Here is a 26,936-nt window from a genome sequence, read left to right on the forward strand (position 1 = left end):
CTTATTTTTAAAGCCAGGGGCAGCGTATGGTAACCCTTTCGCGACTTTTTATTCATCCCGTCAAATCGATGCGGGGAATTGGCCTGAGCCACGCTTATGCAGACAGCAGCGGGCTGGCCTTCGATCGTATATTTATGGTGACGGAAACCGATGGCACCTTCATTACCGCCCGCCAGTTTCCGCAAATGGTCAAATTTATTCCCGCGCCGCTCCATGATGGTCTGCATCTGACCGCGCCGGACGGCAGCAGCGCGATGGTGCGCTTCAGCGATTTCTCCATACAGCAGGAGCCGACCGAAGTCTGGGGCAACCATTTTACCGCCCTGATTGCCCCGGACCGGGTGAACCAGTGGCTAAGCGGGTTCTTCAACCGCAGCGTTCAGCTCCGCTGGCTGGGGCCAGCGCTTAGCCGCAGGGTAAAACGTCACGATGCCGTCCCCCTCTCTTTTGCCGACGGTTTTCCCTATCTGCTGGCCAATGAAGCTTCGCTGCGCGATCTGCAAAATCGCTGTCCGGCCAGCGTAAGCATAGAACAATTTCGCCCAAATCTGCTGGTGACCGGCGCGGCCGCCTGGGAAGAAGATACGTGGAAAGTGGTGCGTATTGGCGAGGTCATTTTTGATGTCGTCAAACCGTGCAGCCGCTGCGTATTGACTACCGTCAGCCCGGAGCGCGGGCAAAAGCATCCTTCCGGGGAGCCCTTAAGCACGCTGCAGCGTTTCCGCACAGCGCTGGATAACGGCGATGTCGATTTTGGCCAGAACCTGATCGCGCGAAATAGCGGCGTAATCCGCGTGGGCGATGCGTTAGAAGTGCTGGCCCGCGGCCCGGCGAAGGCCTACGGCGCAGGCGAGAGTGATACTACGCCGGCACCTGAAGCGCAGGAGAACGCGACGGTAGAAATAGCGTGGCAGGGAGTGAGTTTTACCGGTAATAATCAGCAAATCTTGCTGGAGCAGCTGGAACAACAGGGAATTCGTATTCCTTACTCCTGCCGGGCTGGGATTTGCGGCAGCTGCCGCATCCGGCTGGAAGAAGGAGAAGTCAGCGCGCTGAAGAAAAACACGGTCGCCGCAGATGGCACCATTTTATGCTGTAGCTGCGTGCCGAAAACCGCGGTGAGGCTGGCGCCTTAAACCGCCTGACCCAGGCTGTAGCTGGCGACGCCTGGCGCTGGCTGCAGCCTGTCGTTCATAATTTTAATCACGTCGCCGAGCTGCATCACCCGCCCGGCAAGCGTCAGACCGGGCTGGGCTAACAGGCACAGCGCGGCGTTTTCTCCGGGCTCAACCACCAGCAGATTCACCTGCTGGCCGGTATCGCTGAGCCATGCGCTGGCGGCATCGCCAACGCCGGGCTGCCAGCTCTCTTCATGCGTGTTGAAATGCCAGCTTTTCGGCATTTGCGGCTTGAGAAAACGAATAGCGACCAGCGCATTGAGTACTAATTCAGCGCGCTGTTCTTTTGATAATTCAAGATCGCGGCACTTTTCTTCAAATGAAAAATAGAGCGCTGCGTCATCAACGCAAAATCCGGAAGGCGCGAAGGCGTCGGGCGTCAACATGCGGCGAGCAAAACGCGATCTGAATAACATACCATTAGCCAGATCGAGCATCATGCGGTCATGCTCTTCATCGTAATACCAGCGCCAGTTATCGTCAGGTTTGATCCGCATTTCTACCCCCGTCCTCTTCCACTTCCGTCTGTAATAAACAGGTAAACTGCTACAGAATATTTCAAAAATTAAGAAAAGACTAAAATGTCTAAATAAGCAACAATGAAGGAATATAAAACAACCAGGGCTATAAATAAAGCCCTGGTGGAGTATCAGAGGGGGAAAAGATTAGATATGGGTAACAATTTCTTTAATCAGCGGCGGGCCTTTAAAAATAAATCCGGAATAAATCTGCACCAGCGTCGCTCCGGCGGCTATCTTTTCCCGGGCGGCAATCACCGAGTCAATACCGCCGACTCCGATAATTGGCAGGCGGCCATTTAATTCCGCAGACAGCATGCGGATAATTTCCGTACTCTTCAGCTGCAATGGACGTCCGCTAAGGCCACCGGTTTCATCACAATGTTTCATCCCCTGCACCAGCGAACGATCCAGAGTGGTATTGGTGGCAATGACGCCATCTATATTATGCCGGACTAAACTGTCCGCTACCTGGATCAATTCTTCGACGGAAAGATCCGGAGCGATCTTTACGGCCACAGGAACATATTTTTGATGTTTCTCTTGTAGCTCGCGTTGCTTATTTTTAATACCAGAAAGCAAATCGTCCAGCGCATCTCCGTATTGTAAAGTGCGCAAGCCTGGGGTATTCGGCGAGGAGATATTAATGGCGATATAGCCGGCATAAGCATAGATTTTTTCCATACAAATCAGATAATCATCTTTGCCTTGTTCTACCGGTGTATCTTTATTCTTGCCAATATTAATACCCAGAATGCCGTCAAAATGCGCCTTTTTTACGTTCTCCACGAGGTTATCAACACCGTGGTTATTAAAGCCCATGCGGTTGATCAAACCTTCGGCATCGACCAGGCGGAAGATCCTTGGCTTATCGTTGCCCGGCTGTGGACGCGGCGTCACGGTACCAATTTCAATGGAACCAAAACCCATCGCCCCGAGGGCATCAATGCACTCGCCATTCTTATCCAGCCCGGCGGCCAGGCCCAGCGGGTTCTTAAATGTGAGCCCCATACAGGTTACCGGCTTTGTCGGTACCTTCTGGCGAACCAACATTTCCAGCGGGGTACCCGAAACACGGCGTAATTGTTGAAAAGTGACTTCATGAGCGCGCTCAGGATCGAGCTGAAAAAGGGCTTTACGAACGAAGGGGTAGTACATGAACTCTCCTGGATTCCCGGTGTGCAAACCGGGGGCGTATTATGTGCGATCCACCCCGGAAAGGGAATTGACCTACGACAAAAAATCTTACCTCCGACGCAAACGTTTACTTTTCTCCCGCTCGTTATGCACTTTCTGACAATCCAACGCCGGATAAATCATTTAGGGAAATAAAAGCGCTCTGTCACACTGCGGCTAAATGTTATCAATTATAGATAAATGCAAATATTTAGTTATAAGGAGAGAGTATGCGAGTCATCACACTTGCGGGCAGCCCGCGCTACCCTTCCCGCTCCAGCGCGCTTCTGGAATACGCCAGAGAGACGCTTTCGGCGGCGGATATCGAGGTCTGCCACTGGCATCTGCAGAATTTCGCTCCGGAAGACCTGCTCTACGCTCGCTTTGATAACCCAGCCCTCCATGCGTTAAATGAACAGCTTGCCGGCGCCGATGGGCTGATCATTGCGACGCCCGTCTATAAGGCCTCTTTTTCCGGCGCGTTAAAGACGCTTCTGGACCTGCTGCCGGAGCGCGCGCTGGAGGGCAAAATCGTTCTGCCGCTGGCTACCGGCGGAACCATCGCCCATATGCTGGCGGTGGATTACGCCTTAAAACCGGTACTCAACGCGCTGAAAGCCCAGGAGATCCTCCACGGCGTTTTCGCTGACGATAGCCAGGTTACGGATTATCAGCATAAACCGCAGTTTACCCCGAATCTGCAGGGCCGCCTCGACCAGGCGCTGGAAACCTTCTGGCAGGCGCTGCATCGCCCCAGCAGCCGCGCGCCGGCGCTGAAAACCTTACAGCGGGTTGAGCACGTTTAAAGTTCAGCGTTGATGCCCGTCACCAGGCAAAACGCTAAAGAATAAAGGAACACTGTATGGCGACGCTTTCGCAAAAACTCCTGATCCGCATAGCCCCCTGGCTTTTGCCGGTTGGCAGCGTGATTGTATGGCAATTCGCCTCTTCCGTTGGTTGGCTCTCTACCCGTATTTTGCCGTCACCGGAAGGGGTGCTCAAAGCCTTCTGGACGCTCTCCGCCAGCGGCGAGCTTTGGCAACATCTGGCCATCAGTTCATGGCGGGCGCTTATTGGTTTCAGCATCGGCGGTTCCATTGGCCTGGTTCTCGGGCTTATCAGCGGCCTGTCGCGCTGGGGCGAACGCCTGCTGGACACCTCCATTCAGATGCTGCGCAACGTACCGCACCTCGCGCTGATTCCGCTGGTGATTTTATGGTTCGGCATCGATGAAAGCGCCAAAATTTTCCTCGTGGCGCTGGGGACGATGTTCCCGATTTATATCAACACCTGGCACGGTATTCGAAACATTGACCGGGGTCTGGTGGAGATGGCCCGCAGCTATGGCTTATCGGGTTTTGCTCTGTTCCGTCACGTGATCCTGCCGGGCGCCCTGCCCTCCATTATGGTCGGCATCCGGTTTGCGCTCGGCCTGATGTGGTTAACGCTGATCGTGGCTGAAACCATCTCGGCTAACGCCGGTATCGGCTATCTGGCGATGAACGCCCGCGAATTTCTGCAGACCGATGTCGTGGTCGTCGCCATTATTCTTTACGCTATTCTCGGCAAACTGGCCGACTTCAGCGCACAGCTTCTTGAACGCGTCTGGCTGCGCTGGAATCCGGCTTACCACCTTCAGGAGGCCAACGCATGACAACCGCGCGTCTTAATCCGGGGATCCCGCTGCTGCTAAACGGCGTAAGCAAGCGTTACGGCAGCAAAACGATTCTGAATGAACTCGATCTGCATATTCCCACCGGGCAATTTGTCGCGGTGGTCGGACGCAGCGGCGGCGGTAAAAGCACCCTGCTGCGGCTGCTCGCCGGGCTGGAAAAACCCAACGCCGGGCAGCTGCTGGCGGGTTCGACGCCGCTGGCGCAAATCCAGGAGGATACCCGGATGATGTTCCAGGATTCCCGCCTGCTGCCGTGGAAAACGGTGATCGACAATGTCGGCCTCGGGCTGAAGGGGCAGTGGCGCGAGGCGGCGCTCAAGGCGCTGGCGAGCGTCGGCCTTGAAGACCGCGCCGGTGAATGGCCCGCGGCGCTTTCCGGCGGGCAAAAGCAGCGCGTGGCGCTGGCTCGCGCGTTAATTCATCGCCCCGGATTATTACTGCTTGATGAGCCGCTGGGCGCGCTGGACGCCCTCACTCGCCTGGAGATGCAGGATCTGATTGTCTCGCTGTGGCAGGAGCACGGATTTACCGTTCTGCTGGTCACCCACGACGTCAGCGAGGCGGTGGCGATGGCCGATCGCGTTTTGCTGATTGAAGAGGGGAAGATAGGGCTGGATCTGCTGGTGGACATTCCCCGTCCGCGACGCACGGGTTCAGCGAAGCTGGCCGAACTGGAAGCGGAAGTACTGAATCGGGTGATGCAGCGCGGCAAGAACGAATCCTCGCCACGCTTAGTGAGCCACGGTTAACGACTGCGACGTTCCCCCGCTCGCGCTGCGCTTAGCGGGGCTACAGGTTTGGACTCGCGCTGGCGTTACGCCAGCGCTTTACTGATTTTCTCGAACAGATCCCCGGAAAGATTCTCCAGACCCTTCAGCTGCTCCAGCGCCCCGCGCATCAGCGCCTGACGTTTCTCGTCATAGCGTTTCAGACGAATCAGCGGCTCAATCAGACGCGAAGCCACCTGCGGGTTGCGGCTGTTCAGCTCAGTCAGCATCTCGACCAGGAACTGATAGCCGCTGCCGTCTTCTGCATGGAACGCCGCCGGGTTGCTGCCGGCAAAGGCGCCGATCAGAGAACGGACGCGGTTCGGGTTACCCATGCTGAACGAGCGATGATGCAACAGGCCGCGAACCGTCTCCAGGACGTTATCCGCCGGGCTGGTGGACTGCAGGATAAACCATTTATCCATGACCAGTCCGTCCTGGTGCCACTTGTCGTCATATTCCTGCATCAGCGCATCGCGGCACGGCAGCTGGGCCGCTACGGCCGCCGCCAGCGCCGCCAGCGCGTCGGTCATATTGTCCGCATGGTGATACTGCGCGCTAATCAGTTTATCCGCCAGCTCGGTATCGCCAAACGCCAGGTAGCGCAGGCAGGTATTACGCAGAGAACGCTTACCGATATCGGCATGCTCAACGCGGTAGCCGTCGAGCTTGTTGGCGTTGTAAACCGCCAGGAACTCGTCAGCCAGCTCTTTCGCCAGCGTGCGGGTCAGCGCTTCGCGCACCGCCGCGATGGCAAGCGGATCGATAATCGCAAACAGCTCCGCCATTTCATTCGCTGAAGGCAGCGTCAGGATCTCCGCCGCCAGCGCCGGATCGATCTTCTCATCCAGCAGAATCGCGCGGAACGCATCGGCGACGTGAATCGGCAGAGACAGCGGCTGCCCCTGCTGGTGACGGTTGACGTTGAGTTTGATATAGGTCGCCAGCAGGCTCTGCGCCGCGTCCCAGCGGGAGAAATCATTCCGCGCGTGGCGCATCAGGAAGGTCAGCTGCTGATCGCTCCATTTGTACTCCAGCTTCACCGGCGCGGAAAACTCGCAAAGCAGCGCCGGGACAGGCTGGAAGTAAACGTTGTCGAAAACAAAAGTCTGCTCCGCCTGGGTGACGTTCAGCACGTGATGCACCGGGTGACCGCCCTTCTGCAGCGGGATTACCTTGCCTTCGTTATCGTACAGCTCGATGTCGAACGGAATATGCAGCGGCAGCTTCTCCGCCTGCTCAGCGGTCGGCGACGTGCGCTGGCTGATGGTCAGCGTGTACTGCTCCGTTTCCGGGTTGTAGTCATCATGGACGGTGACAATCGGCGTACCGGACTGGCTATACCAGCGGCGGAAGTGGGACAGATCGACGTTGGAAGCGTCTTCCATCGCCTGGACAAAGTCGTCGCAGGTCGCGGCGCTGCCGTCGTGGCGCTCAAAATAGAGCTGCATGCCTTTCTGGAAATTCTCTTCGCCCAGCAGAGTATGCAGCATGCGGATCACTTCCGCTCCCTTCTCATACACCGTCAGGGTATAGAAGTTGTTCATCTCAATCACGCTATCCGGGCGAATCGGATGCGCCATCGGGCTGGCGTCTTCGGCAAACTGCAGGCCGCGCATGGTGCGTACGTTATTAATGCGGTTCACCGCACGCGAGCCGAGGTCGGAGCTGAATTCCTGATCGCGGAAAACGGTCAGCCCTTCTTTCAGGCTGAGCTGGAACCAGTCGCGGCAGGTCACGCGATTGCCGGTCCAGTTATGGAAATATTCATGACCAATCACGCGCTCGATATCCAGGTAATCTTTATCGGTCGCGGTATCGGTACGCGCCAGTACGTATTTGGAGTTAAAGACGTTAAGGCCTTTGTTCTCCATGGCGCCCATGTTGAAGAAATCGACGGCGACAATCATATAGATGTCGAGGTCGTACTCGAGACCAAAGCGGGTTTCGTCCCACTTCATGGAATTTTGCAGCGAAGTCATCGCCCACGGCGCGCGGTCAAGGTTACCGCGGTCAACGTAGAGCTCCAGCGCCACTTCACGCCCCGAACGGGTTTTGAAGGTATCGCGCAGGACGTCAAAATCACCGGCCACCAGCGCAAACAGGTAGCACGGTTTTGGGAACGGGTCCTGCCACTGGATCCAGTGACGGCCATTTTCCAGCTCGCCCTGGGCCACGCGGTTACCGTTGGAGAGCAGAAACGGGTATTTTGCTTTATCGGCGATGATTTTGGTGGTGAAGCGCGCCAGAACGTCCGGGCGGTCCGGATACCAGGTAATGTGGCGGAAGCCTTCCGCCTCGCACTGGGTACACAGCGCTTCGCCGGACTGATATAGCCCTTCCAGCGCGGTATTCGCCGCCGGGCTGATTTCATTGACGATGGTCAGAGTGAAATGTTCCGGCAACCCGCTAATCACCAGCTGGTTATTTTCTTCCTTGTAGTCGCTCCACGGCTGACCATCAATCCGCAGAGAGACCAACGTCAGGTCTTCGCCATCCAGACGCAATGGCACATCAGACGTAGCCGCGTGGCGGGAGACCTTGCTCTCAGCCGTCACAACGGTTTTCGCGGCATCCAGGTCAAAGGTCAAATCGATATCGCTAATCAGATACTCCGGCTCACGGTAGTCGTGGCGGTATTTGGCTTGGGGCTGTTGTGTCATAAAAAACCTTTAGCGTGTCCTGTAAAGTGTCGACTCAGTCTATTCCTGTTGCGCAAATCTCGCTATGCAGAATCTTCATCTTTTCAATGCTAAACATGAAAATTGCTACATTTTGATAACACAAGAGGCACGAAATGCGCTCGACCAGGCGCAAAGCTTGTGGTGTGATGCGTGTTCAATATATTAAACTAGGCCTCGCAAATGACCGTCAGCGTCGCCATCAGCCGTCACCGCGGGACAGCGTCGGGTATTACAGGTATACTCCGCCTCCTTTTACCGCTTTGGTTTTGATGGAAACGCTCCAGTGAGAGGATGCTACTGCGCACCATGACCCAATTCACTTCTCCTGTACTGCACTCGTTGCTTGATACGGATGCCTACAAGCTGCACATGCAGCAGGCTGTCTTCCACCGCTACAATGATGTACAGGTTGCGGCGGAGTTCCGCTGCCGCGGGGACGATCTGCTCGGCATCTACGCCGATGCGATTCGCGAGCAGGTTGAGACGATGCGCGACCTGAGACTGCAGGACGATGAATATCACTGGTTGTCGAGCCTGCCCTTCTTTGCGCCAGACTATCTCGAGTGGCTACGCGGCTTCCGCTACGACCCGCGCCAGGTCACGGTCATCAATGACAACGGCAAGTTGAATATTCGCCTTTCCGGCCCCTGGCTTGAAGTTATTATGTGGGAAGTTCCGCTGCTGGCGGTGATAAGCGAGCTGGTACATCGCTATCGCTCGCCGGAAATCAGCGTCGATCTCGCGCTGGACACCCTTGAGCATAAGCTGACTGACTTTAACCGCCTCACTGCTGATATCGATATGTCGGGCTTCCGCCTGATGGATTTCGGTACCCGCCGCCGCTTCTCCCGCGAGGTGCAGCAGGCGATTGTTCAGCGTCTTCAGCAAGAATCCTGGTTCACCGGTACCAGCAATTACGATCTGGCGCGGCGTTTGAATTTGACCCCAATGGGGACCCAGGCTCACGAATGGTTCCAGGCGCATCAGCAGATCAGCCCGAACCTGGCGAGCAGCCAGCGCGCGGCTCTCGCTGCCTGGCTGGAAGAGTATCCCGATCGGCTGGGGATTGCGCTGACCGACTGCATTACGATGGACGCTTTTCTGCGCGATTTCGGGCCGGAGTTCGCGACCCGCTATCAGGGGCTGCGCCACGACTCCGGCGACCCGGTGGAATGGGGCGAGAAGGCTATCGCCCACTACAAAAAGCTGGGCATCGACCCGCTGAGCAAAGTGCTGGTATTTTCCGATAATCTCGACCTGACAAAAGCGGTTGATCTCTATCGCCACTTCTCATCGCGGGTGAATCTGAGCTTCGGTATCGGCACGCGTTTAACCTGCGATATTCCCCAGGTGAAGCCGCTCAATATTGTTATCAAGCTGGTGGAGTGCAACGGTAAACCGGTGGCGAAACTTTCGGATAGCCCGGGTAAAACGATTTGTCACGATAAAGCTTTCGTCCGCGCGCTGCGCAAAGCCTTCGATCTACCGCCGGTTAAAAAAGCCAGCTAGGTCATATAAAGACAAAATGCGTCCGCCAAAACGGGCGCGTTTTTATTCGCCTCCGCTTATCACCCCGGGACGTTATCAGGCATTAAGAACCCCGTTCGCCCTGCATGGGATCATCGCGCTGAACGAATCTCTCTGAATATCAGGCTCTCACGCAGCAAAGTAGGCTATCTCCTTATTTATTTCCTAAAACCCCCCTTTCTTGTGCGAAATCTACTTGTCTGATGGAAGATGACAGGTAACATAGATATCCCCCTGTTGCAGGGGAATACAGATTTTTCTATTGGACTAACAAGAGAGACTATTATGAGCGTTGTGCCTGTAGCCGACGTACTCCAGGGCCGCGTTGCCGTTGACAGCGAAGTCACCGTGCGCGGATGGGTGCGTACCCGCCGAGATTCTAAAGCTGGCTTTTCTTTCCTCGCCGTCTATGACGGTTCCTGCTTTGATCCTGTACAGGCCGTTATTAGTAATTCTCTTCCCAATTACAATCAGGAAGTGCTGCGCCTGACCACCGGCTGCTCGGTCGTGGTGACCGGTAAAGTCGTGGCATCTCAGGGCCAGGGCCAGAGCTTTGAAATCCAGGCCAGCCACGTGGAAGTCAGCGGCTGGGTGGAAGATCCGGATACTTATCCGATGGCGGCTAAACGCCATAGCATCGAGTACCTGCGTGAAGTTGCCCACCTGCGCCCGCGCACCAACCTGATTGGCGCGGTGGCGCGCGTTCGCCATACCCTGGCGCAGGCGCTGCACCGTTTCTTCGACGAGCAGGGTTTCTTCTGGGTTTCGACTCCGCTGATTACCGCTTCCGACACTGAAGGCGCCGGCGAGATGTTCCGCGTGTCAACGCTGGATCTGGAAAACCTGCCGCGCAACGAACAGGGCAAAGTCGATTTCGATAAAGACTTCTTCGGCAAAGAGTCGTTCCTGACCGTTTCCGGCCAGCTGAACGGCGAAACCTACGCCTGCGCGCTGTCCAAAATCTACACCTTTGGCCCGACCTTCCGTGCGGAAAACTCCAACACCAGCCGTCACCTGGCGGAGTTCTGGATGCTGGAGCCGGAAGTCGCCTTTGCTAACCTGAACGATGTGGCAGGTCTGGCGGAAGCGATGCTGAAGTACGTCTTCAAAGCCGTTCTCGAAGAGCGCGCAGACGACATGCAGTTCTTTGCCGAACGCGTTGATAAAGACGCTATCGACCGCCTGCAGCGTTTCGTTTCCGCTGATTTTGCCCAGGTTGATTACACTGACGCGGTCACCATTCTGGAAAACTGCGGTAAGTCGTTCGAAAACCCGGTCTACTGGGGCGTGGATCTCTCCTCCGAGCACGAACGCTATCTGGCGGAAGAGCACTTTAAAGCTCCGGTGGTGGTGAAAAACTACCCGAAAGACATCAAGGCGTTCTATATGCGCCTTAACGAAGACGGTAAAACCGTCGCCGCAATGGACGTTCTGGCGCCGGGCATCGGTGAAATTATCGGTGGCTCCCAGCGTGAAGAGCGCCTGGACGTGCTTGACGCGCGTATGGCGGAAATGGGTCTTAATAAAGAAGACTACTGGTGGTATCGCGACCTGCGCCGTTACGGCACCGTACCGCACTCCGGTTTCGGTCTGGGCTTTGAGCGTCTTATCGCCTACGTGACCGGCGTGCAGAACGTTCGCGACGTCATTCCGTTCCCGCGGACCCCGCGTAACGCGACTTTCTGATTTTTTTCTGCAATTTTCATCCAGGGTCAGCGCAAGCTGGCCTTTTTTTATGTCAATTTACGTTAACGAATATCAGGAAACTTAAACATCAACCATCCTGATTCACAATTATGTTACGCACTATTTCATTAGCGACCGCTAATTAAAACCGCACCTTATGTTCATAAATTGGCAAACATGCTGATTATATTGATCGCTTTTTAACCAGTCACAGCACAACTTGCAACGACAAGATTTGAATAAAAATAAAGCAAAATGCTGACGTAAAATGCACAAACCCTCTCTTATCTAAATTAATCATAATTAATTCATATAGATATATAAAGACAGGTGATTTAATCGGCGAACAGGGGCGGAATGTTGATTGAGTTCACAAAGTTCCCAAAAATACATATTTAGTTACATAGAATTTCCTTTTGTTACTCATATGCGATATTGGTAGCATTTTCAGGCTAGCGAAACGTTGTTCTGAATGGAAAGATGCCTCCAGACACCAAACTATCATCAATAGTTCTGTAAATTTTTATTGACGAAACTTATTGACGGCAGTGGCAAGTGTTCATAAAAAAATATAAATGAGGGTAATAAATAATGATGAAGCGCAAAATTCTGGCAGCGGTAATTCCTGCCCTGCTGGTAGCCGGTGCAGCTAACGCTGCAGAAATCTATAACAAAAACGGCAACAAACTGGACTTCTACGGAAAAATGGTTGGCGAGCACGTCTGGACCACCAACGGCGACACCAGCAGCGATGATACCACCTACGCCCGTATCGGCCTGAAAGGCGAAACCCAGATCAACGATCAGCTGGTTGGCTACGGTCAGTGGGAATACAACATGGATGCGTCCAATGTTGAAGGTAAACAGACCACCAAAACTCGTCTGGCTTTCGCAGGCTTAAAAGCCGGTGAATACGGTTCATTCGACTACGGTCGTAACTACGGCGCCATCTACGACGTTGAAGCGGCAACCGATATGCTGGTTGAATGGGGCGGCGACGGCTGGAGCTACACCGACAACTTCATGACCGCGCGTACCAACGGCGTAGCCACCTACCGTAACTCTGACTTCTTCGGTCTGGTTGACGGCCTGAGCTTCGCGCTGCAGTACCAGGGTAAAAACGACGCTTCTAGCCGTGATGTTAAGAAACAAAACGGCGACGGCTTCAGCACCGCGGCAACCTACGCGTTTGACAACGGCATTGCGCTGTCTGCAGGCTATGCGAACTCCAACCGTAGCGGCGATCAGAAAGCTGACCGTCAGGGCGAAAAAGCTGAAGCATGGGCAACCTCCGCTAAGTATGACGCGAACAACGTCTATGCTGCGGTCATGTACTCTCAGACTTACAACATGACGCCGGAAAACGAAGGCAACTACTTCGCTAATAAAACTCAGAACTTCGAAGCCGTTGTTCAGTATCAGTTCGACTTCGGCCTGCGTCCGTCCATCGGCTACGTACAGACTAAAGGTAAAGACCTGCGCTCTCGCGCTGGCTTCTCCGGCGGCGATGCTGACCTGGTTAAATACGTCGAAGTGGGTACCTGGTACTACTTCAACAAAAACATGAACGTCTACGCTGCGTATAAATTCAACCAGCTGAACGACAACGATTACACCAAAGCCGCTGGCGTTGCGACCGACGATCAGGCCGCAGTGGGTATCGTTTACCAGTTCTAATCTGCAGTACACCCCTTCGTGATATGCCTAAAAAGCAGGACTTCGGTCCTGCTTTTCTGCTTTCCTGAGAGGAAGATCGTAACTTTCAAAAACCTTCTCGCTTTTTGTCGCAAACGGTTGGCAATTAACATAACTCCCGTTAACCTGATAGCGGATTTCCCTTCAGTAATCACAATGGAACCTCGTCATGTTTGAGAACATTACCGCCGCCCCTGCCGACCCAATTCTGGGCCTGGCCGATCTGTTTCGTGCCGATGACCGCCCAACAAAAATTAATCTTGGAATTGGTGTTTATAAAGATGAAACGGGTAAAACACCGGTCCTGACTAGCGTGAAAAAAGCAGAGCAGTATCTGCTGGAAAATGAAACCACTAAAAATTATCTGGGTATCGATGGTATTCCGGAATTTGGCCGCTGCACCCAGGAGCTTCTGTTCGGGAAAGGAAGCGCAATTATCAATGATAAACGTGCCCGCACCGCGCAAACGCCCGGCGGTACAGGTGGCCTGCGCGTCGCCGCCGATTTTCTGGCGAAGAACACCGACGTTAAACGTATTTGGGTGAGCAACCCCAGCTGGCCGAACCATAAAAGCGTGTTCAATTCAGCCGGGCTGGAAGTGCGCGAATACACCTACTACGATGCCGCTAATCACAAACTCGACTTCGAGGGGCTGCTGGCCAGCCTGAACGAAGCGCAGGCCGGCGACGTGGTTCTGTTCCACGGCTGCTGCCATAACCCAACCGGTATCGATCCGACGCTGGAGCAGTGGCAACAGCTGGCGCAGCTCTCCGTAGAGAAAGGCTGGCTGCCGCTGTTTGACTTTGCCTACCAGGGCTTTGCCCGCGGCCTGGAAGAAGATGCTGAAGGCCTGCGCGCTTTCGCCGCTCTGCATAAAGAGCTGCTGGTTGCCAGCTCCTACTCGAAAAACTTCGGCCTGTACAACGAGCGCGTGGGCGCCTGTACGCTGGTCGCCGCTGACCAGGAAGCGGTAGACCGCGCTTTCAGCCAGATGAAGTCGGTTATCCGCGCGAACTACTCAAACCCGCCCGCTCACGGCGCCTCGGTAGTGGCGACCATTCTCAGCAATGACGCGCTGCGCGCCATCTGGGAGCAAGAGTTGACCGACATGCGTCAACGCATCCAGCGTATGCGTCTGCTGTTCGTTAATACCCTGCAGGAAAAAGGCGCCAGCCGCGATTTCTCTTTCATCATTCAGCAAAACGGGATGTTCTCGTTCAGCGGCCTGACCAAAGAGCAGGTACTGCGTCTGCGTGAAGAGTTCGGAATTTACGCGGTGGCGTCCGGACGTATAAACGTCGCCGGTATGACGCCCGACAACATGGCGCCGCTGTGCGAAGCGATTGTTGCCGTACTGTAATCTCAGCGCAGGGCAAACAAAAGGCCGCATGTGCGGCCTTTTTTATATGCTGGTTTAGGTCACCAGACCGGCATTTCATCCTGCAGGAATGGGTTGTGCAGACGCTCATAGCCAAGGGTCGACATCGGTCCATGACCCGGAATAAACGACACGTCATCGCCCAGCGGCAACAGCTTGCGCTTAATCGCATCGATCAGTTGGCTATGGTCGCCGCGAGGGAAGTCGCTACGCCCTACTCCGCCTTTAAAAATCACATCGCCAGAAATCAACAGTCGGGAAGCAGGATCGAAGAAGACCACGTGCCCCGGCGTATGGCCTGGGCAGTGCAGCACCTGCAGGGAAATATTCCCCACGCTGACCGTATCGCCTTCGTTCAGCCAGCGATCCGGCTGCAGCGGCTGGCAATCTTCCAGACCGAACATCCGGCTCTGCGCCGGTAATCCTTCCAGCCAGAACTCATCTTCTTTTTCCGGCCCAATAATCGGCACGCCATAATGTTGCGCCAGCTCCGCTGCCGCACCAACGTGATCGAGATGACCGTGCGTAAGCAGAATCTGCATCAGGCTAACGCCTACCGCCGCGACTTCCTGTTTGATTCGCTCAGCATCACCGCCGGGATCGACCAGCGCCGCCAGTTTGGTTTGTTCACACCAGATTAAAGAACAGTTCTGCGCGAACGCGGTAACCGGAATAATACGATAGTTCATGAGGCTCCTTTCGTTACCAGTGCCGTACTGGCCCGGTATCAATATGCACAAAGTTGCTACGTGGGTAGTATCCTACACCACCTGTGCGCATAGATAACGCGGCTTTGCGAACATTGCTTAACGAAATGCCTTCAATATGAAAATCCATGGCCTGGCCTTTAGTGTGGTAGCTGTGTTTTGCCACACCCCGGCTACGCGCGCGAAGCTCATTATTGGTATCAACAGAACGATAACCGGAAATAAGCTGGACAGGCTTGTTGGTACCAAGTAATCCCTGCAAACGATAGAGTTGATCGAACAAACCGGGATCGATGGACTTAATCTTATTCGCGCGATAATCACGGAAAAAATGATTAAGTCTTGCTAATTCATCCTGAATATAGCCTCTGCCATCGAAAAACTCCGCCTTGAGTGATTCACCGGTATGCAGGTTGTTCAGCGTCAAAATACGCGGTCGGGGGGTCGAGAGGGTGGCAAATGCCGGCGCAGGCAGAATGGCAGCAGCACCGAGCGCCGCTCCACCTAACGCCAGCAGTTTGCGGCGATTAGCGTCAAATTTGTCCATGATAATCAGGTCTACAGGTAAATGAATCGTAATATACTTTTCCCGCAATGCGCCCGTTAGCCGCCAGCACGCGCTCGCTCCCCTACGGCTAATAAATATCAGCTATGGAGAACGGGCTGCTTACTGCCACAGCGCCTTTGCAGGATTATATGTATATGCACTTCTGGCGCACGAAAGGCACCTTACCGGGCATTATTGCCAACGTCAAGGTAGCCTAACCCCAGTAAACTCGGGCCTTGCAGCGTGCAAGGCCCGTTTTCACACAGAGGTAGGACAACCAAATCCGTTGAACTACTTCATTTATCTGATTAATTGTTCAGCTTTAGGTAGAATTTGTGCGCTGGATCGCGCGGTGAGATCGTAATTGTAAATATCTGTTCGATATTGTGTACGTCCATCAGCGCCGACGAACGCGGTCAAATAATAGAGATTAACCGGGATATTCTGGCGAATATTAACGTAGCGGGTATTCCCCTGTTTAAGCGCATCTGAAATACGCGCATCATTCCAGCCAGCATCCTGAAGCAGCATATTGGCCAGTTCTGAGGCTTTATTCACGCGCACGCACCCGGAGCTCAGCGCGCGTCCATCCCGCTGGAACAGATTGTGATTGGGCGTATCGTGCAAATATATCGCATCTGAACTTGGCATATTGAATTTATAGCGCCCCAGCGAATTGCGCGCGCCGGGTGCCTGCTGGAAGCGGAACGGCAGATTCGATGCGGTTATCGTTTCCCAGTCCACCTGATACGGGTCGATTGTCTCTTTGCTATTCCAGCCGCGCATCATCGTATAGCCGTGCTGCTCAAGATAGCCTGGGTTATTGCGCACCTTCGGCAGAATATCGTTGCGCGCCAGCGTCGGCGGAACGTTCCACGGCGGGTTGACCACAACGTTGTTCAGCGCACTGCTCATCATAGGGGTTTTGCGGTCCGGACGGCCAACGATAACCCGCGATGCCAGCACCTGGCTACCGTCCTGGTAATAGACCAGCGAAAAGGCGGGAATATTCACCATAATTCCGGTCGCCAGATTACCCGGCAGCAGGCGCAAACGCTGGATATTCAATGCCAGCACGCCGGCGCGCTGCGCAGGAGAAACGTTGAGCCAGTCGCGGGTCGCCTGACCAATCACGCCGTCTGCGCCCAGTCCCTGCCACGCCTGGAAGCGCTTAACGCCCTCCACTAACTGGCGATCGTAAACGCCACGGCCGCTGCTTTTGGCCTTTTTCCCGGCGGACGGACTCACCACCTCATCGCCGGGCAACGAAATTTTTGCCGCGTCATCCAGCATACCGGTGCGCTGTAAAATTTCGCGCAGCGCGCCGGCATCGTTGCTCCATTCCCCCGGGCGCAGCGACGTCTTACCGGTGAGCTGCGGCCAGGGACGGGAATCGGCAACCTGAGCTAATAGCGCCTGATGCATTGCGGCATACTGCGGATGCTGCGGAGCCAGACTCGAAATAAACTGCGGCAGCGAACCGTTATCCAGCGCCACCTGCCACTGGTTAATCACCGACAGAGGCGGCGTCGACATGGCATACGGTTTCGTGCCATACAGCCAGCGGTTGCCCTGAGTCGGAATACCGCTAATAAAATGCAGATAGCCCATCATGGCGTCAGACAGAACGACATCCCGCGCCAGACCGTTCACTGCCGGGTCGGTCAACAGCTCAACCCAGGTGGTGAACTGCGGCTGAAAACCGGCGATAGCGACCTCAGCCAGCTGTTGTTGAAACGCCTGCACCGCCTCGCGGTTATCCCACATCGGTTTCATATCCCTGGCCGCATACAGCGATACCAGCGGATTCATAAATACGGGTTGATAACCGGACGGCAGTACCGCCTGAATCCCGGCGCGGCTCTTCGCTGCCGCATCGGCAGAAAGCGCCTGCTCGCCGGCCATTTGAGCGACCGCCGCGGATTGGTTTGCGCTTTGGCTTAGCGCGGAAGAGAGCTCGCTGATGGTGGCAGAGCTATCCGATGGTACCACTTCAGGCTCTTCAGCCTGGACATTGAACAGTGGAGCAAATGCAAACGCCAGGCTCAGGCTGAGCGCAGACAATTGACGACCATACCGTTTCTTTAGCAACATCCCTTGCCCCCTGTTAACACATTGCTGCCCGCTAAAATGGGGCTTACTTTCAGTATATGAAGACGAAAACGCTTTTGCCTTCCCAAATGTAAAGAAGTTAAAAGATTATACAATCCTAAAGTACAGGAACGGATAACAAAAAGGGCGACATCGCGTCGCCCTTTGGCTGGTTATTGTACCATCCTATGAAGCATTTGCCGTTCCCGGCAGCGTTTCGGGCAGCTGCGGTGCGAAGCCACGCAGCCCGACGACGTGCACGTGCTCGTGATTATTCACGACCTTACGCACCAGCTTATAGGTGGTACCTTTTTCCGGGCTGATATTTTCCGGCGCCGCGATAATCAGCTGCATCTCCAGACGATCGCAGAGCTCGAACAGCGTCGCGATAGAGCGAGCATCCAGACGCGCCGCTTCATCAAGGAACAGCAGACGACACGGCGAAATGTCCTTACCGCGCAGGCGCATGGATTCATCTTCCCAGCTCTGTACTACCATCACCAGAATCGACATCCCGGTACCGATAGCCTCACCGGTCGATAGCGCACCGGATTCCGCGCGCAGCCAGCCGTCGGAACCACGGTTAACTTCCACTTCCATCTCCAGATAGTTGCGGTAGTCCAGCAGCTCTTCACCGATGGTCTGCGGCGTACGCTGCCCCATATCAATCTGCGGATTGAGGCGCTGATACAGCTTCGCCAGCGCTTCCGAGAAGGTCAGACGATTGCTGTTAAACAGGTCCTGATGCTGTTCATGCTGTTCTGACAGCACGTCCAGCAGCATCGAGTGGGTTTCCCGCACGTTGACGTTCAGACGCACGCTGTTGACCTGGCCGAAGGAGACGCTCTGCAGCCCCTGGTTGAGCATACGAATACGGTTTTGCTCGCGCTGGATAGTCTTGCGGATAATATTGGCCACGCTGCGGGAGCTGATGGCCAGCTTCTGCTCGCGGTTGGTCAGCTCTTCCGTCAGACGGCTGAGTTCGATCTCCATCTGCTCAATCGCTTCCACCGGATCGTCGGTGCGGATGATATCCTGGCGAATACGCTCGCGCAGATGCTGATAAACGGCGACAAAGAACTGGATTTTACGCTCCGGGCGTTTCGGATCTTCAGAAATACGCAGTACATCGCGCAGGTGTTCGTTATCCGAGACCGCCAGACGCAGCGCGCCGAGCGCCTTATCCGACATCGAGCGCAGTTCATCTGCCGAAAGGTAGGCCAGCTCGCGACGATGCAGGCGACGCTCCACGCCGTTGTCTTTCACCAGGCGCATGACCGCACACCAGCCGGCTTTAGCGCTGACCACCTGTTCGCGCATTTCGCAGTAATCGCGCTCCAGCTTGCGCAGCCTGCGGGTCAGGTTATCCATTTCCGCTTCGCAGAAGGTCAATGCTTTTTCGAGCTGGTTCCGCCGCGCGCGGTTGTTGCTGAGCTGAGCATGAAGCTCATCGCGGCGCAGACGAGCGCGCTCTTCGGCGCCGGCGTCGGCGCGCACGCCAATGTCCTGAAGCTCTTTATGCAGGTCGTTGAGCAGCTCTTTCTTGGTGTCGTAGGAGCTTTTCAGCGATGCCAGCACCTGGTTGTACTGATTGAGCTGCGCGGCGTGGGTACGCAGCGCTTCGCGGGTACGGGCGCGCTCCGCCTCAGCCTGCTCCAGACGCTGGCGCAGCTTCTCGTTCAGATCGCTATTACCGCTCAGCATCTCTGCGGAATCGGAGTAGCTAAAGTGGGCGCGACGCTGCACCACTTCGGTCAGCGCAAATGCCTGCTGACGCGCGTCGCGCTGAGTCTGCTGCGAATAGGCGTAATCTTCTTTCAGCTGTTCAAACTGCTCCGGGTCGCTTTGAAGCACGGAAATGATCGGCTCCAGTTTTGCCAGCTGATTCCCATGCTGCTGGACGAAGCGCGCGGCTTCCTGCGCTTCGTCAAGGCGTTCCTGGATCTCATCCACGCGATCGGCCAGCGAGTCATCGGCCAGCAGATTCAGACGCGGCAGCAGGCGGTTGAGTGCGGATACGCCCTCTTTTGCCTGCTCATACTGCACCCGGTTCTGCTGGTTATCGCTCTCATGGGCGGTCAGCGCCCGCTCCAGTTCGCCGCGACGCGTATTCAGTTTACGGATTTCTTCTTCCGGGTCGTCCTCAAAGGCCACCGCAAGATGGTTGCCGATAAAGCGGCTGAACGCCTGATGGAGGCGCTGGGTTTTCTGCACATCAAACGACAGGGTCGCAAAGCGCTCGGACAGGCTTTCGCGCTCGGCGTGCAGCGTTTCAACGCGGCTTTCACGCGCGGCGCGGCCAAACAGCGGCAGCGTCGGGAAGCGTGAATAGCGCCACTGACGATCGGCAATCTTAACGACCACCGCTTTTTCCAGCTCATCGACGCTGAATACGCTGTCATCAAACGACTGCGGATCGCCCTCGATCAGGTAGAGATCTTCGGGACAATCTTCGAGACCTTCCAGCTGATCGGCAATCAGCGACAGATCCGGTACCACAATGGCGTGGCGGGAAGGACCGTAGAGCGCGGAGTAATACGGCGCATCATCGAGGCTCACGTCATCGTAGATTTCCGACAGCAGTACGCCGCCAAAACGTTCCGCCAGCGCGTTCAGGCGCTGATCTTCCGAACCGCCCGGCTGGCTAAGACGCTCAATTTCATCGTCGATAGCGCGCTTGCGGGCCCCGACTTCATCGCGCTCCACGATAGCTTCGCGTTCACGCTCCAGCAGCTGCTGGAGATATTCGGTGACGTCCTGGCTTGACTCAAACTGCTCGCCGCTCTGCTCGCACAGCTGATTGAGGCTGTTCTGCGCCGCCAGCCAGATGGGCGCGCGGCGCATCAGCGTTTGCGTCCGCGACTGCAGCTGTTCCAGCTCCTGACGCAGGGTCATCCGCCGTTCGCTGGCGGTGGAAACGCTGTCGGAAAGGGATGCGATGCGGGCTTCCAGCTCCTGGTGCAGGGCTTCCAGCTCGTCGATATCGTAGCGTTTGCCCTGGCGCTTACAGAACTCATTGAGCTGGCGTTCGGCATCCTGCTGTTCACGCAGACGCTGTTCAAGCTCCGTCAGACGACTGCGCAGCCCGTGCGCCTGTTCGGCCTGATGACGTTGATTAACGCCTTCGCGCAGCAGCTCGCGCGCCACGTTCCAGGCTTCATTACGCGCCAGCGGGCCGTTGATCTCCGCCACCAGCTGGTAAGCCTGTTCAAACTGGCTGTGCGCGGTTTGCGCCACGCTCATCTTCTGTTCCAGCGACAGCATTTTCTCCGTCGCTTCCTGCTCTTTCGCCTGGAAAGTTTCCAGCCACTCGTCGGCGCTCTCCGGCGTTAAATCCGGCAGATGGCAGAGGGCTTTTGCCCGCTCCAGCGCCTGCAGCGCCTGGGTGTACTGAATCGCGCGAGTCTGCTGCACGTCCAGCGCCTGCTGGTAGTCGGCAAGCTGGTTTTTCAGCTCATCCACTTCCAGCTCGGCGGCTTCGGCGCGGGCTTCGTTCTCTTCCTGCTGGTCAACCGCTTCCGCGACGACTTCATTTTGTTCTTCGAGGCGAATCTGCAGTTCATCAAGATCCGCTTCATAGCGCTCGATTTTTTCCTGCTGGCGCAGAGCGGTCTGCACCAGGTTCAGATGGTCGCTGGCGGCCTGATAATCGGCTTCCAGATCGCCTTCCGCGCCGTTATGTTCCTGCAGCTCGCGGGCCATATCGACGTGCTTATACTGTTCCGCCGCGAGCTGAGCGCGGGAGGTGAACAGATCGCGACGATACTCCAGCGCCTTGTCGAGATGAATGCGTCGCTCGTTAGCGTGACGCATATAGTCGGCGGCAACGTAGTTGGTGGCTTCGCTGATCAGATGCTTGAACAGATCGCGGTCCGACTGCGTCACGCGGATAGCTTCCAGCGTCATGCGGTTTTCACGCAGCGCCGCTTCCATATCCTGGAACGCCTTACGCACGCCGCCGTTTTCCGGCAACAGGTAGTCGCGCAGCGAGCGAGTAATGGTGCTCGAAATACCGCCGTACAGCGAGGCTTCGATCAGGCGATAGTATTTGCTACGGTCCGAAGCCGAACGCAGGCGGCGAGCCACCACGCCCAGGTCGAACATCAGCGAGTGATACTCGGTAATAGAGTTAAACTGCTTGAACTGCACCCCTTCCATCGCTTCGAGCTTATCTTTCAGCTCGTTGAGCGTCACCACGCGCGCCTGGCGTTCGTTAAGGGTTTCGGTCAGCAGCTGAGTTGGCTGGATGGAGGTTGGCAGGCCCTGGATCGCAAAAGGCTTGATATCGACTTTACGATCGCGACCGGCGACCTGCTGTAGACGAACGCCGACCACCACGCGCTGGTGGCGGGAGTTGATCACGTCCAGCACGGAGTAGCAGACGCCAGCGCGCAGCTTACCGTGCAGGCCTTTATCGCGCGAGCCGCTGGTCGCCCCCGCTTCCGTAGTGTTACGAAAGTGCAGCAGCGTCAGGTCCGGGATCAGTGCGGTGACGAAGGCGGCCATGGTCGTGGATTTACCGGCACCGTTACCACCGGAAAGCGTGGTCACTAATTCATCAAGATCAAAGGTGCGGGCAAAAAAACCGTTCCAGTTAACCAGCGTCAGCGAGCGAAACTTACCGCGTTCAATCATTACTCTTCCTCCCCGCTATCCGGCTGATTCTCATCATTCTCATCATTAAGCTGCAGGCGATTTTCCAGCGCCATCGCTTCACCGTCGCGGATCATACGCAGCTGGGCTTCGCGCGGATCGTCACCGGCGCGCACGTCGGCGCCGAAGCGAAACACCGATTCGGTAATGCGGAATTTGCTGCTGTCATGGCCCATAAACCACACCATGCCGAGGCGGCGCAGGCGGTTGAGCGAAGCGCGCATTTTTTCCTGCAGCTTCTGGCGGTCAAGGTCGGACCCGGTAGAACGGTTATTGACCAGCTTGAGCAGCTTGGCTTCGTCTGCGAGGGTCAGCAGCTCGTCGTAAAGCTCCTGCTGAGTGAAGATGCCCTCGTTGGCCAGACGCTCCGGGCTGAGGTAGAGATAGCAGAGAATTTTACCCACCATCATATCCAGCTCGGAGAGCACCGAGCGCGGGATCAGCGTGGTCGACCGCGGGCGCAGATAGAAAAAACCCTCCGGCGCGCGAATCAGCTCGACGTTGTAGCGAGCATAAAACTCTTCCAGGTAATCCTGAAAATCCATTAAAAATGCGTGATTATCCAGCTCGTCAAGGCCGATATGACGGCCCGCGCGCAGGGCGCTATCCAGCGCCGGAAATAACGGATTAGCCAACGCTTGCGCCAGTTTAACCGGCATCACTTGTTCAATATTTGTCGATGACATGCGCCTGTACCTTGGCTCCGTAATCATTAATCGGCTGCCATTTTGCCGGCAGTCCGGTGAAATCTGCTTGCGCTACGCCCAAACGTACCGCCTGGTCAACCACAATACGCGCGACGTCAAAGTGGCGCGCGCGCGGATACTGCGACAGATATTCGCGTACCACCAGGCCAAGATCCAGCGGCAGTCCCTTCTCTTTATAGACCACCAGCTGTCCTTCAATCAGCGCCGCCAGCTGTTCGCGAATTTCGTTAAACTCTTCGTACTCCAGATCCGTTGGAAGTTCCCCGGTGACCTCTTCATCATGCAGCGCCATCTCTTCATCGCGCATATCAAGCAGACGATCGGCATTCGCATGGGTGAGCGCCCAGGGGGCGTCGAAGTAGGTTTGCACCGACTGACGCAGACGCTGTGCGAAGACGCGGTTTTTATCCATATCAATGGCGGTACGGATAAATTTATGCACGTGGCGATCGTAGCCGATCCACAGGTCAATCGCCTGCTGCCCCCAGCTGACGATACGATCCAGCTTGCTTTGCAGATCGAACACCAGACGATCGATAAAATTCAGATCGTCGCGCGCCATGGTCGAATCCTGGATACGCAGCAGGTTTGCCTGCAGCTTATCGCCCGCCGCGTCCAGGGTATCCTGCAGTTCCCGCAGGGTGCCGGACGTTTCCGACAGCAGCAGCTCGCAGCTGGAGATCGCCGCCCGCCAGTCTTTGTTCAGCAGCTGGGCAATATCATCTTTCACCAGCTGCTGCTGCTCATCCATGATTCGCTGAGTCAGGTCAATGCTGTCAAAGATTTCCGCTACCGAGTACTTCAGCGGAGCGAAAACGTTACGATGCCAGTGGAACTCATCGCCGCCCTCTTCTGCCGAGTCGGCGGCGCGCTTGAGTTCGCTGGCAACGATGGATAGCTGCATCGACAGTCTCAGGGTGGAGAACTCGCGCTGGCGAATATAGTAGTCGGTGATCCCAATGCCCAGCGGCGTCAGGCGATAAATAGCGTTACCCTCGGTGATTTCGCTGGTAAAGCGGTTCAGCAGACGCTGGCGCACCATATCGTTAATGGCATTATTGGCGCGCTGGCTGATGGTTTCGCTGGTCTGCTCAAACGCATCACTCACGTGGCGGAACGCATCCACCAGTTCTCCCTCGGTCATTTCCCCTTCCATCCGCTCGCCGTTCAGCGTGGCAATCGCCAGCAGAAAAGAGAGTCTGTCGACCGGCAGCGAAATAGAAAAATCATTTTTCCTGGCCCAGGCAACCAGTTCGGGGACTGTCTGGGAAAATTCACTCATAGTTTATCCTTGCATCTGCGGCTTAAGCGCGGTGACGTGAATATAACGGCCTAAGCTAATATACGGCTCCTGGCGACAGTAGCGCGTTTCCAGCTCCAGCAGCGCCGCAAATTTATCGTGCTGTTGGTGTTTTTCACGCAGATAATCATGAAACACCCGCACGCCGGTCTTGCCGGTAATCTGCCAGCCAATCTCTTCCAGCCAGCCGTAAACCTGCTGCGGATCGCGCGGATAGTCCGGCGACAGCGTGCGTTTTTTCTTTTTCGGCATGCCGATTTGCACATAGTCGAGATTTCCGGCGACCATATTGTGCATCAACAGACCGTTAGCATTGTAGAACATCAGCGACAACGCGCCGCCGGGGCGCAGCATCGACCAAAGGGTACGCAACATCGCCTGTGGTTCGGCTATCCACTCCAGCACCGCATGAAACAGTATCAGATCGACCGGACTTTCCAAATGCTGCTCAATATCCTGAGCCGCGCATTGTACAAAATGCATGTTGTCGATCACACCTTTATCGGCAGCCGCCTGCCGGGCACGAGCCACCATTTCACCAGAGAGATCGCATAACGTGACGTGATGCCCCATTTCCGCCACTTTGATCGCCGTCTGCCCTTCGCCGCCGCCCGCGTCAAGAACTCGCAATGGCCCAGGCCCCAGCCGGTCCAGCAGCGGTTGCAGATCCTGCCAGAGGATCGCCTGCCGCAGCTGGCCTTTGGTGGTGCCGTATATATTGCGCGAAAACTTTTCAGCAATATCATCGAAATTACGATCCTGCACGGGTGACTCCACACGCCAACACAAAGCCGCTATTTTGTCATACCCGCGCGGAGAATGAAGCGATCTGTTGTAAGATCCGGGCATATCTTTGGTTATATGGTTAAAAAAGGAACCGTACGGCATGCTTTTTACGCTGAAAAAGGTTTTAGGCGGTATGATGCTGCCGCTTCCCCTGCTGCTGCTGCTCATTGCGTTCGGCATAGCCCTGCTGTGGTTTAGCCGTTTCCAGCGCACCGGCAAGCTCTGCGTCAGCCTCGGCTGGCTGCTGTTGCTGCTGTTGAGCCTGCAACCGGTCGCCGATAGCCTGCTCAAGCCAATTGAAGATAAGTACCCGACGTGGCGAGGTGAAAAGCGCGTGCAGTACGTGGTCGTGCTTGGCGGAGGCTACACCTGGAATCCGGACTGGGCGCCCAGTTCCAATCTCATCAATAATAGCCTGCCGCGGCTGACGGAGGGGATCCGCCTGTGGTATGAAAATCCGGGCTCGAAACTCATCTTTACCGGCGCAGCGGCAAAAACAAATCCGGTCAGTACGGCAGAAGCCGGGGCCAGAGTGGCAGAGAGCCTGGGCATACCGCGCAGCGAAATCCTTGTTCTGGATAAACCCAAAGATACCGAAGAGGAAGCCGCTGCGGTGAAGATGGCGATAGGCGATGCGCCGTTCCTGCTGGTCACCTCCGCCTCTCATCTGCCGCGGGCGATGATTTTCTTTCGCCGCGCCGGGCTAACTCCCCTGCCCGCGCCGGCCAACCAGCTGGCGATTGAGTCACCGCTTAACCCGTGGGAGCGGGCTATTCCTTCGCCCGTCTGGCTCATGCATAGCGATCGGGTGGGTTACGAAACGTTAGGCCGCATCTGGCAGTGGCTAAAAGGTTCTTCAGGCGAGCCAGGGCAGGATTGATTTTGCCGCCAGGTCAAACCGGACGCGGTCAAAGCGTCCGGTATTCACCAGATTATCCACTTCGTCCCACAGCAGATACAGCCAGCGCCGCCAGAGAAACGCTTCCGCCACCGGCGCCCGGCGCAGATAGTGCCACAGCAGCTCCTCTTCCTGACCGCTCTCGGCCAGACGGAAAAGCTCGTATTCCCGCGGCGCCCAGAGCATCATGCCCGGCCCCACCATCGCCAGCAGCTGATCGCTGCGCGGATCTTTAAGCATGCTGCGCAGCGTGAAGCTACCGTGTACCAGCACGCAGTTATCATTGAAACCTTTAAACAAATCCATAAGGCATTCGCGCGTGCGGAACAGGATGCGTTTGTCCTGCATCGTCAGGCCGGTATCCTGATAAAGATTCAGCGTACTCCATAGCACCTCCACGCGCTGGCGGTACCAGTACGGCCAGAGATTTTCCTGAGTGCTATCGACCATCCCGACGCAGCCGCCGCTATCCTGACGATGCCAGGCCAGCAGCGCTTCCACGATCTGCTCCTGCAGCTGCTCCCAGCGCTCCGGCGTGCGGGCGGGGGCTTCAACCGAGACGCCGCGCAGTCGTTCAATCAGCAGTACATCGGGACCCGGATGCTCGTCGTGCGTCATCACGCCGTAGACAACCGGCATACGGACGGTGCCGCTTCGCGCCAGGGTTGATATCTTCCACGCCAGCTGACGCGCCACGCCCGGCGTCGTAAAGCTGCGCGCCAGCAGCGGCATTGGGTTTCCCTGCGCATCATATAGCGACCACAGCGCCGACGACGGTTTCTCGCTGACGCACTCCACGCGGCTTAGTTTTTCACCCAGCAGGTGGCTCAGCTCGGTACGCAACTGTTCCATTTCTGATTACCCCTATGAATACTACCGGTTTCATAATGAGCGCCTGGGCCGGGGTTGTCATCGGGTGAGATCAAAATTGATGTAAAAAAGTATGGAATAACGGCCTGGGGA

General features: G+C 56.0%; 20 protein-coding genes. 9 read left to right on the forward strand and 11 right to left on the reverse strand.

Annotated features, from left to right (window positions below):
* The first annotated feature begins 26 nt into the window (after positions 1 to 26).
* The gene (locus tag JLG71_RS18315; protein ID WP_200913735.1) at positions 27 to 1,136 is read left to right on the forward strand and encodes a YcbX family protein; all 1,110 of its coding nucleotides are present in this window, start codon (positions 27 to 29) and stop codon (positions 1,134 to 1,136) included.
* On the opposite strand, the gene zapC is transcribed toward JLG71_RS18315, so the two are convergent.
* Together zapC and pyrD are read right to left on the reverse strand one after the other, a co-directional pair.
* On the reverse strand, positions 1,133 to 1,675 hold the full coding sequence (gene zapC, locus JLG71_RS18320) for a cell division protein ZapC (RefSeq protein ID WP_004849504.1): 543 nt from the start codon (positions 1,673 to 1,675) through the stop codon (positions 1,133 to 1,135). The genes JLG71_RS18315 and zapC overlap by 4 nt on opposite strands.
* 168 nt (positions 1,676 to 1,843) lie before the next feature.
* Positions 1,844 to 2,854, reverse strand: a complete 1,011-nt coding sequence (gene pyrD / locus JLG71_RS18325; RefSeq protein WP_004130996.1) for a quinone-dependent dihydroorotate dehydrogenase — start codon at positions 2,852 to 2,854, stop codon at positions 1,844 to 1,846.
* A gap of 248 nt (positions 2,855 to 3,102) precedes the next feature.
* Here pyrD and ssuE point away from each other — a divergent pair, with 248 nt between their 5' ends.
* From ssuE to ssuB, 3 genes are read left to right on the forward strand one after another with little or no spacing between them, the layout of a single operon-like run.
* Complete coding sequence (ssuE, locus tag JLG71_RS18330; RefSeq protein ID WP_009653287.1) at positions 3,103 to 3,678, forward strand: NADPH-dependent FMN reductase; 576 nt, start codon at positions 3,103 to 3,105, stop codon at positions 3,676 to 3,678.
* A 56-nt stretch (positions 3,679 to 3,734) separates the two neighbouring features.
* On the forward strand, positions 3,735 to 4,526 hold the full coding sequence (ssuC, locus tag JLG71_RS18335) for an aliphatic sulfonate ABC transporter permease SsuC (RefSeq protein WP_004849501.1): 792 nt from the start codon (positions 3,735 to 3,737) through the stop codon (positions 4,524 to 4,526).
* Positions 4,523 to 5,296, forward strand: a complete 774-nt coding sequence (gene ssuB / locus JLG71_RS18340) for an aliphatic sulfonates ABC transporter ATP-binding protein (RefSeq protein ID WP_014837971.1) — start codon at positions 4,523 to 4,525, stop codon at positions 5,294 to 5,296. Before ssuC ends, ssuB begins: the two co-directional genes overlap by 4 nt.
* A 65-nt stretch (positions 5,297 to 5,361) precedes the next feature.
* Here the strand turns inward: ssuB and pepN are convergent, their stop codons facing one another.
* Positions 5,362 to 7,977, reverse strand: coding sequence for an aminopeptidase N (gene pepN, locus JLG71_RS18345; protein ID WP_064404627.1), 2,616 nt, complete (start codon positions 7,975 to 7,977; stop codon positions 5,362 to 5,364).
* A gap of 327 nt (positions 7,978 to 8,304) precedes the next feature.
* Here pepN and pncB point away from each other — a divergent pair, with 327 nt between their 5' ends.
* From pncB to JLG71_RS18365, 4 genes are all read left to right on the forward strand, one after another.
* Positions 8,305 to 9,507, forward strand: a complete 1,203-nt coding sequence (gene pncB / locus JLG71_RS18350) for a nicotinate phosphoribosyltransferase (RefSeq protein WP_025107499.1) — start codon at positions 8,305 to 8,307, stop codon at positions 9,505 to 9,507.
* A 303-nt stretch (positions 9,508 to 9,810) separates the two neighbouring features.
* Complete coding sequence (gene asnS / locus JLG71_RS18355) at positions 9,811 to 11,211, forward strand: asparagine--tRNA ligase (protein WP_004849497.1); 1,401 nt, start codon at positions 9,811 to 9,813, stop codon at positions 11,209 to 11,211.
* A gap of 591 nt (positions 11,212 to 11,802) precedes the next feature.
* Positions 11,803 to 12,888, forward strand: a complete 1,086-nt coding sequence (locus tag JLG71_RS18360) for a porin (RefSeq protein ID WP_014228653.1) — start codon at positions 11,803 to 11,805, stop codon at positions 12,886 to 12,888.
* A gap of 187 nt (positions 12,889 to 13,075) precedes the next feature.
* A complete protein-coding gene (locus tag JLG71_RS18365; RefSeq protein ID WP_048261058.1) occupies positions 13,076 to 14,266 on the forward strand; it encodes an amino acid aminotransferase in 1,191 nt (396 codons plus the stop codon).
* A 59-nt stretch (positions 14,267 to 14,325) separates the two neighbouring features.
* Here JLG71_RS18365 and JLG71_RS18370 read toward each other — a convergent pair whose 3' ends face one another.
* The 7 genes from JLG71_RS18370 to cmoM all read right to left on the reverse strand — a co-directional run bounded on the left by JLG71_RS18370 (position 14,326) and on the right by cmoM (position 25,054).
* Positions 14,326 to 14,973, reverse strand: a complete 648-nt coding sequence (locus JLG71_RS18370; RefSeq protein ID WP_196545791.1) for an MBL fold metallo-hydrolase — start codon at positions 14,971 to 14,973, stop codon at positions 14,326 to 14,328.
* Positions 14,974 to 14,986: 13 nt separating this feature from the next.
* The gene (locus JLG71_RS18375; RefSeq protein WP_004130967.1) at positions 14,987 to 15,538 is read right to left on the reverse strand and encodes a YcbK family protein; all 552 of its coding nucleotides are present in this window, start codon (positions 15,536 to 15,538) and stop codon (positions 14,987 to 14,989) included.
* Positions 15,539 to 15,838: 300 nt separating this feature from the next.
* Complete coding sequence (gene ldtD, locus JLG71_RS18380; RefSeq protein ID WP_200913736.1) at positions 15,839 to 17,632, reverse strand: L,D-transpeptidase; 1,794 nt, start codon at positions 17,630 to 17,632, stop codon at positions 15,839 to 15,841.
* A gap of 183 nt (positions 17,633 to 17,815) precedes the next feature.
* The gene (gene mukB, locus JLG71_RS18385) at positions 17,816 to 22,264 is read right to left on the reverse strand and encodes a chromosome partition protein MukB (RefSeq protein WP_200913737.1); all 4,449 of its coding nucleotides are present in this window, start codon (positions 22,262 to 22,264) and stop codon (positions 17,816 to 17,818) included.
* Positions 22,264 to 22,968, reverse strand: a complete 705-nt coding sequence (gene mukE, locus JLG71_RS18390; RefSeq protein WP_049083181.1) for a chromosome partition protein MukE — start codon at positions 22,966 to 22,968, stop codon at positions 22,264 to 22,266. Before mukE ends, mukB begins: the two co-directional genes overlap by 1 nt.
* Positions 22,949 to 24,271 (reverse strand): chromosome partition protein MukF, encoded by a 1,323-nt coding sequence (mukF, locus tag JLG71_RS18395; RefSeq protein WP_014228648.1) that lies wholly within the window; start codon positions 24,269 to 24,271, stop codon positions 22,949 to 22,951. Before mukF ends, mukE begins: the two co-directional genes overlap by 20 nt.
* Before the next feature lie 3 nt (positions 24,272 to 24,274).
* Positions 24,275 to 25,054, reverse strand: coding sequence for a tRNA uridine 5-oxyacetic acid(34) methyltransferase CmoM (gene cmoM, locus JLG71_RS18400; RefSeq protein WP_004849490.1), 780 nt, complete (start codon positions 25,052 to 25,054; stop codon positions 24,275 to 24,277).
* Positions 25,055 to 25,175: 121 nt separating this feature from the next.
* Here cmoM and elyC point away from each other — a divergent pair, with 121 nt between their 5' ends.
* Positions 25,176 to 25,955, forward strand: coding sequence for an envelope biogenesis factor ElyC (gene elyC, locus JLG71_RS18405; protein ID WP_032748912.1), 780 nt, complete (start codon positions 25,176 to 25,178; stop codon positions 25,953 to 25,955).
* Here elyC and JLG71_RS18410 read toward each other — a convergent pair.
* Positions 25,932 to 26,825, reverse strand: a complete 894-nt coding sequence (locus JLG71_RS18410; RefSeq protein WP_014228646.1) for a YcbJ family phosphotransferase — start codon at positions 26,823 to 26,825, stop codon at positions 25,932 to 25,934. The two genes, elyC and JLG71_RS18410, sit on opposite strands and share 24 nt — an antisense overlap.
* Positions 26,826 to 26,936 lie beyond the last annotated feature (111 nt).

Origin of the sequence: Klebsiella michiganensis (assembly GCF_015139575.1) — a bacterium.
GTDB lineage: Bacteria > Pseudomonadota > Gammaproteobacteria > Enterobacterales > Enterobacteriaceae > Klebsiella > Klebsiella michiganensis.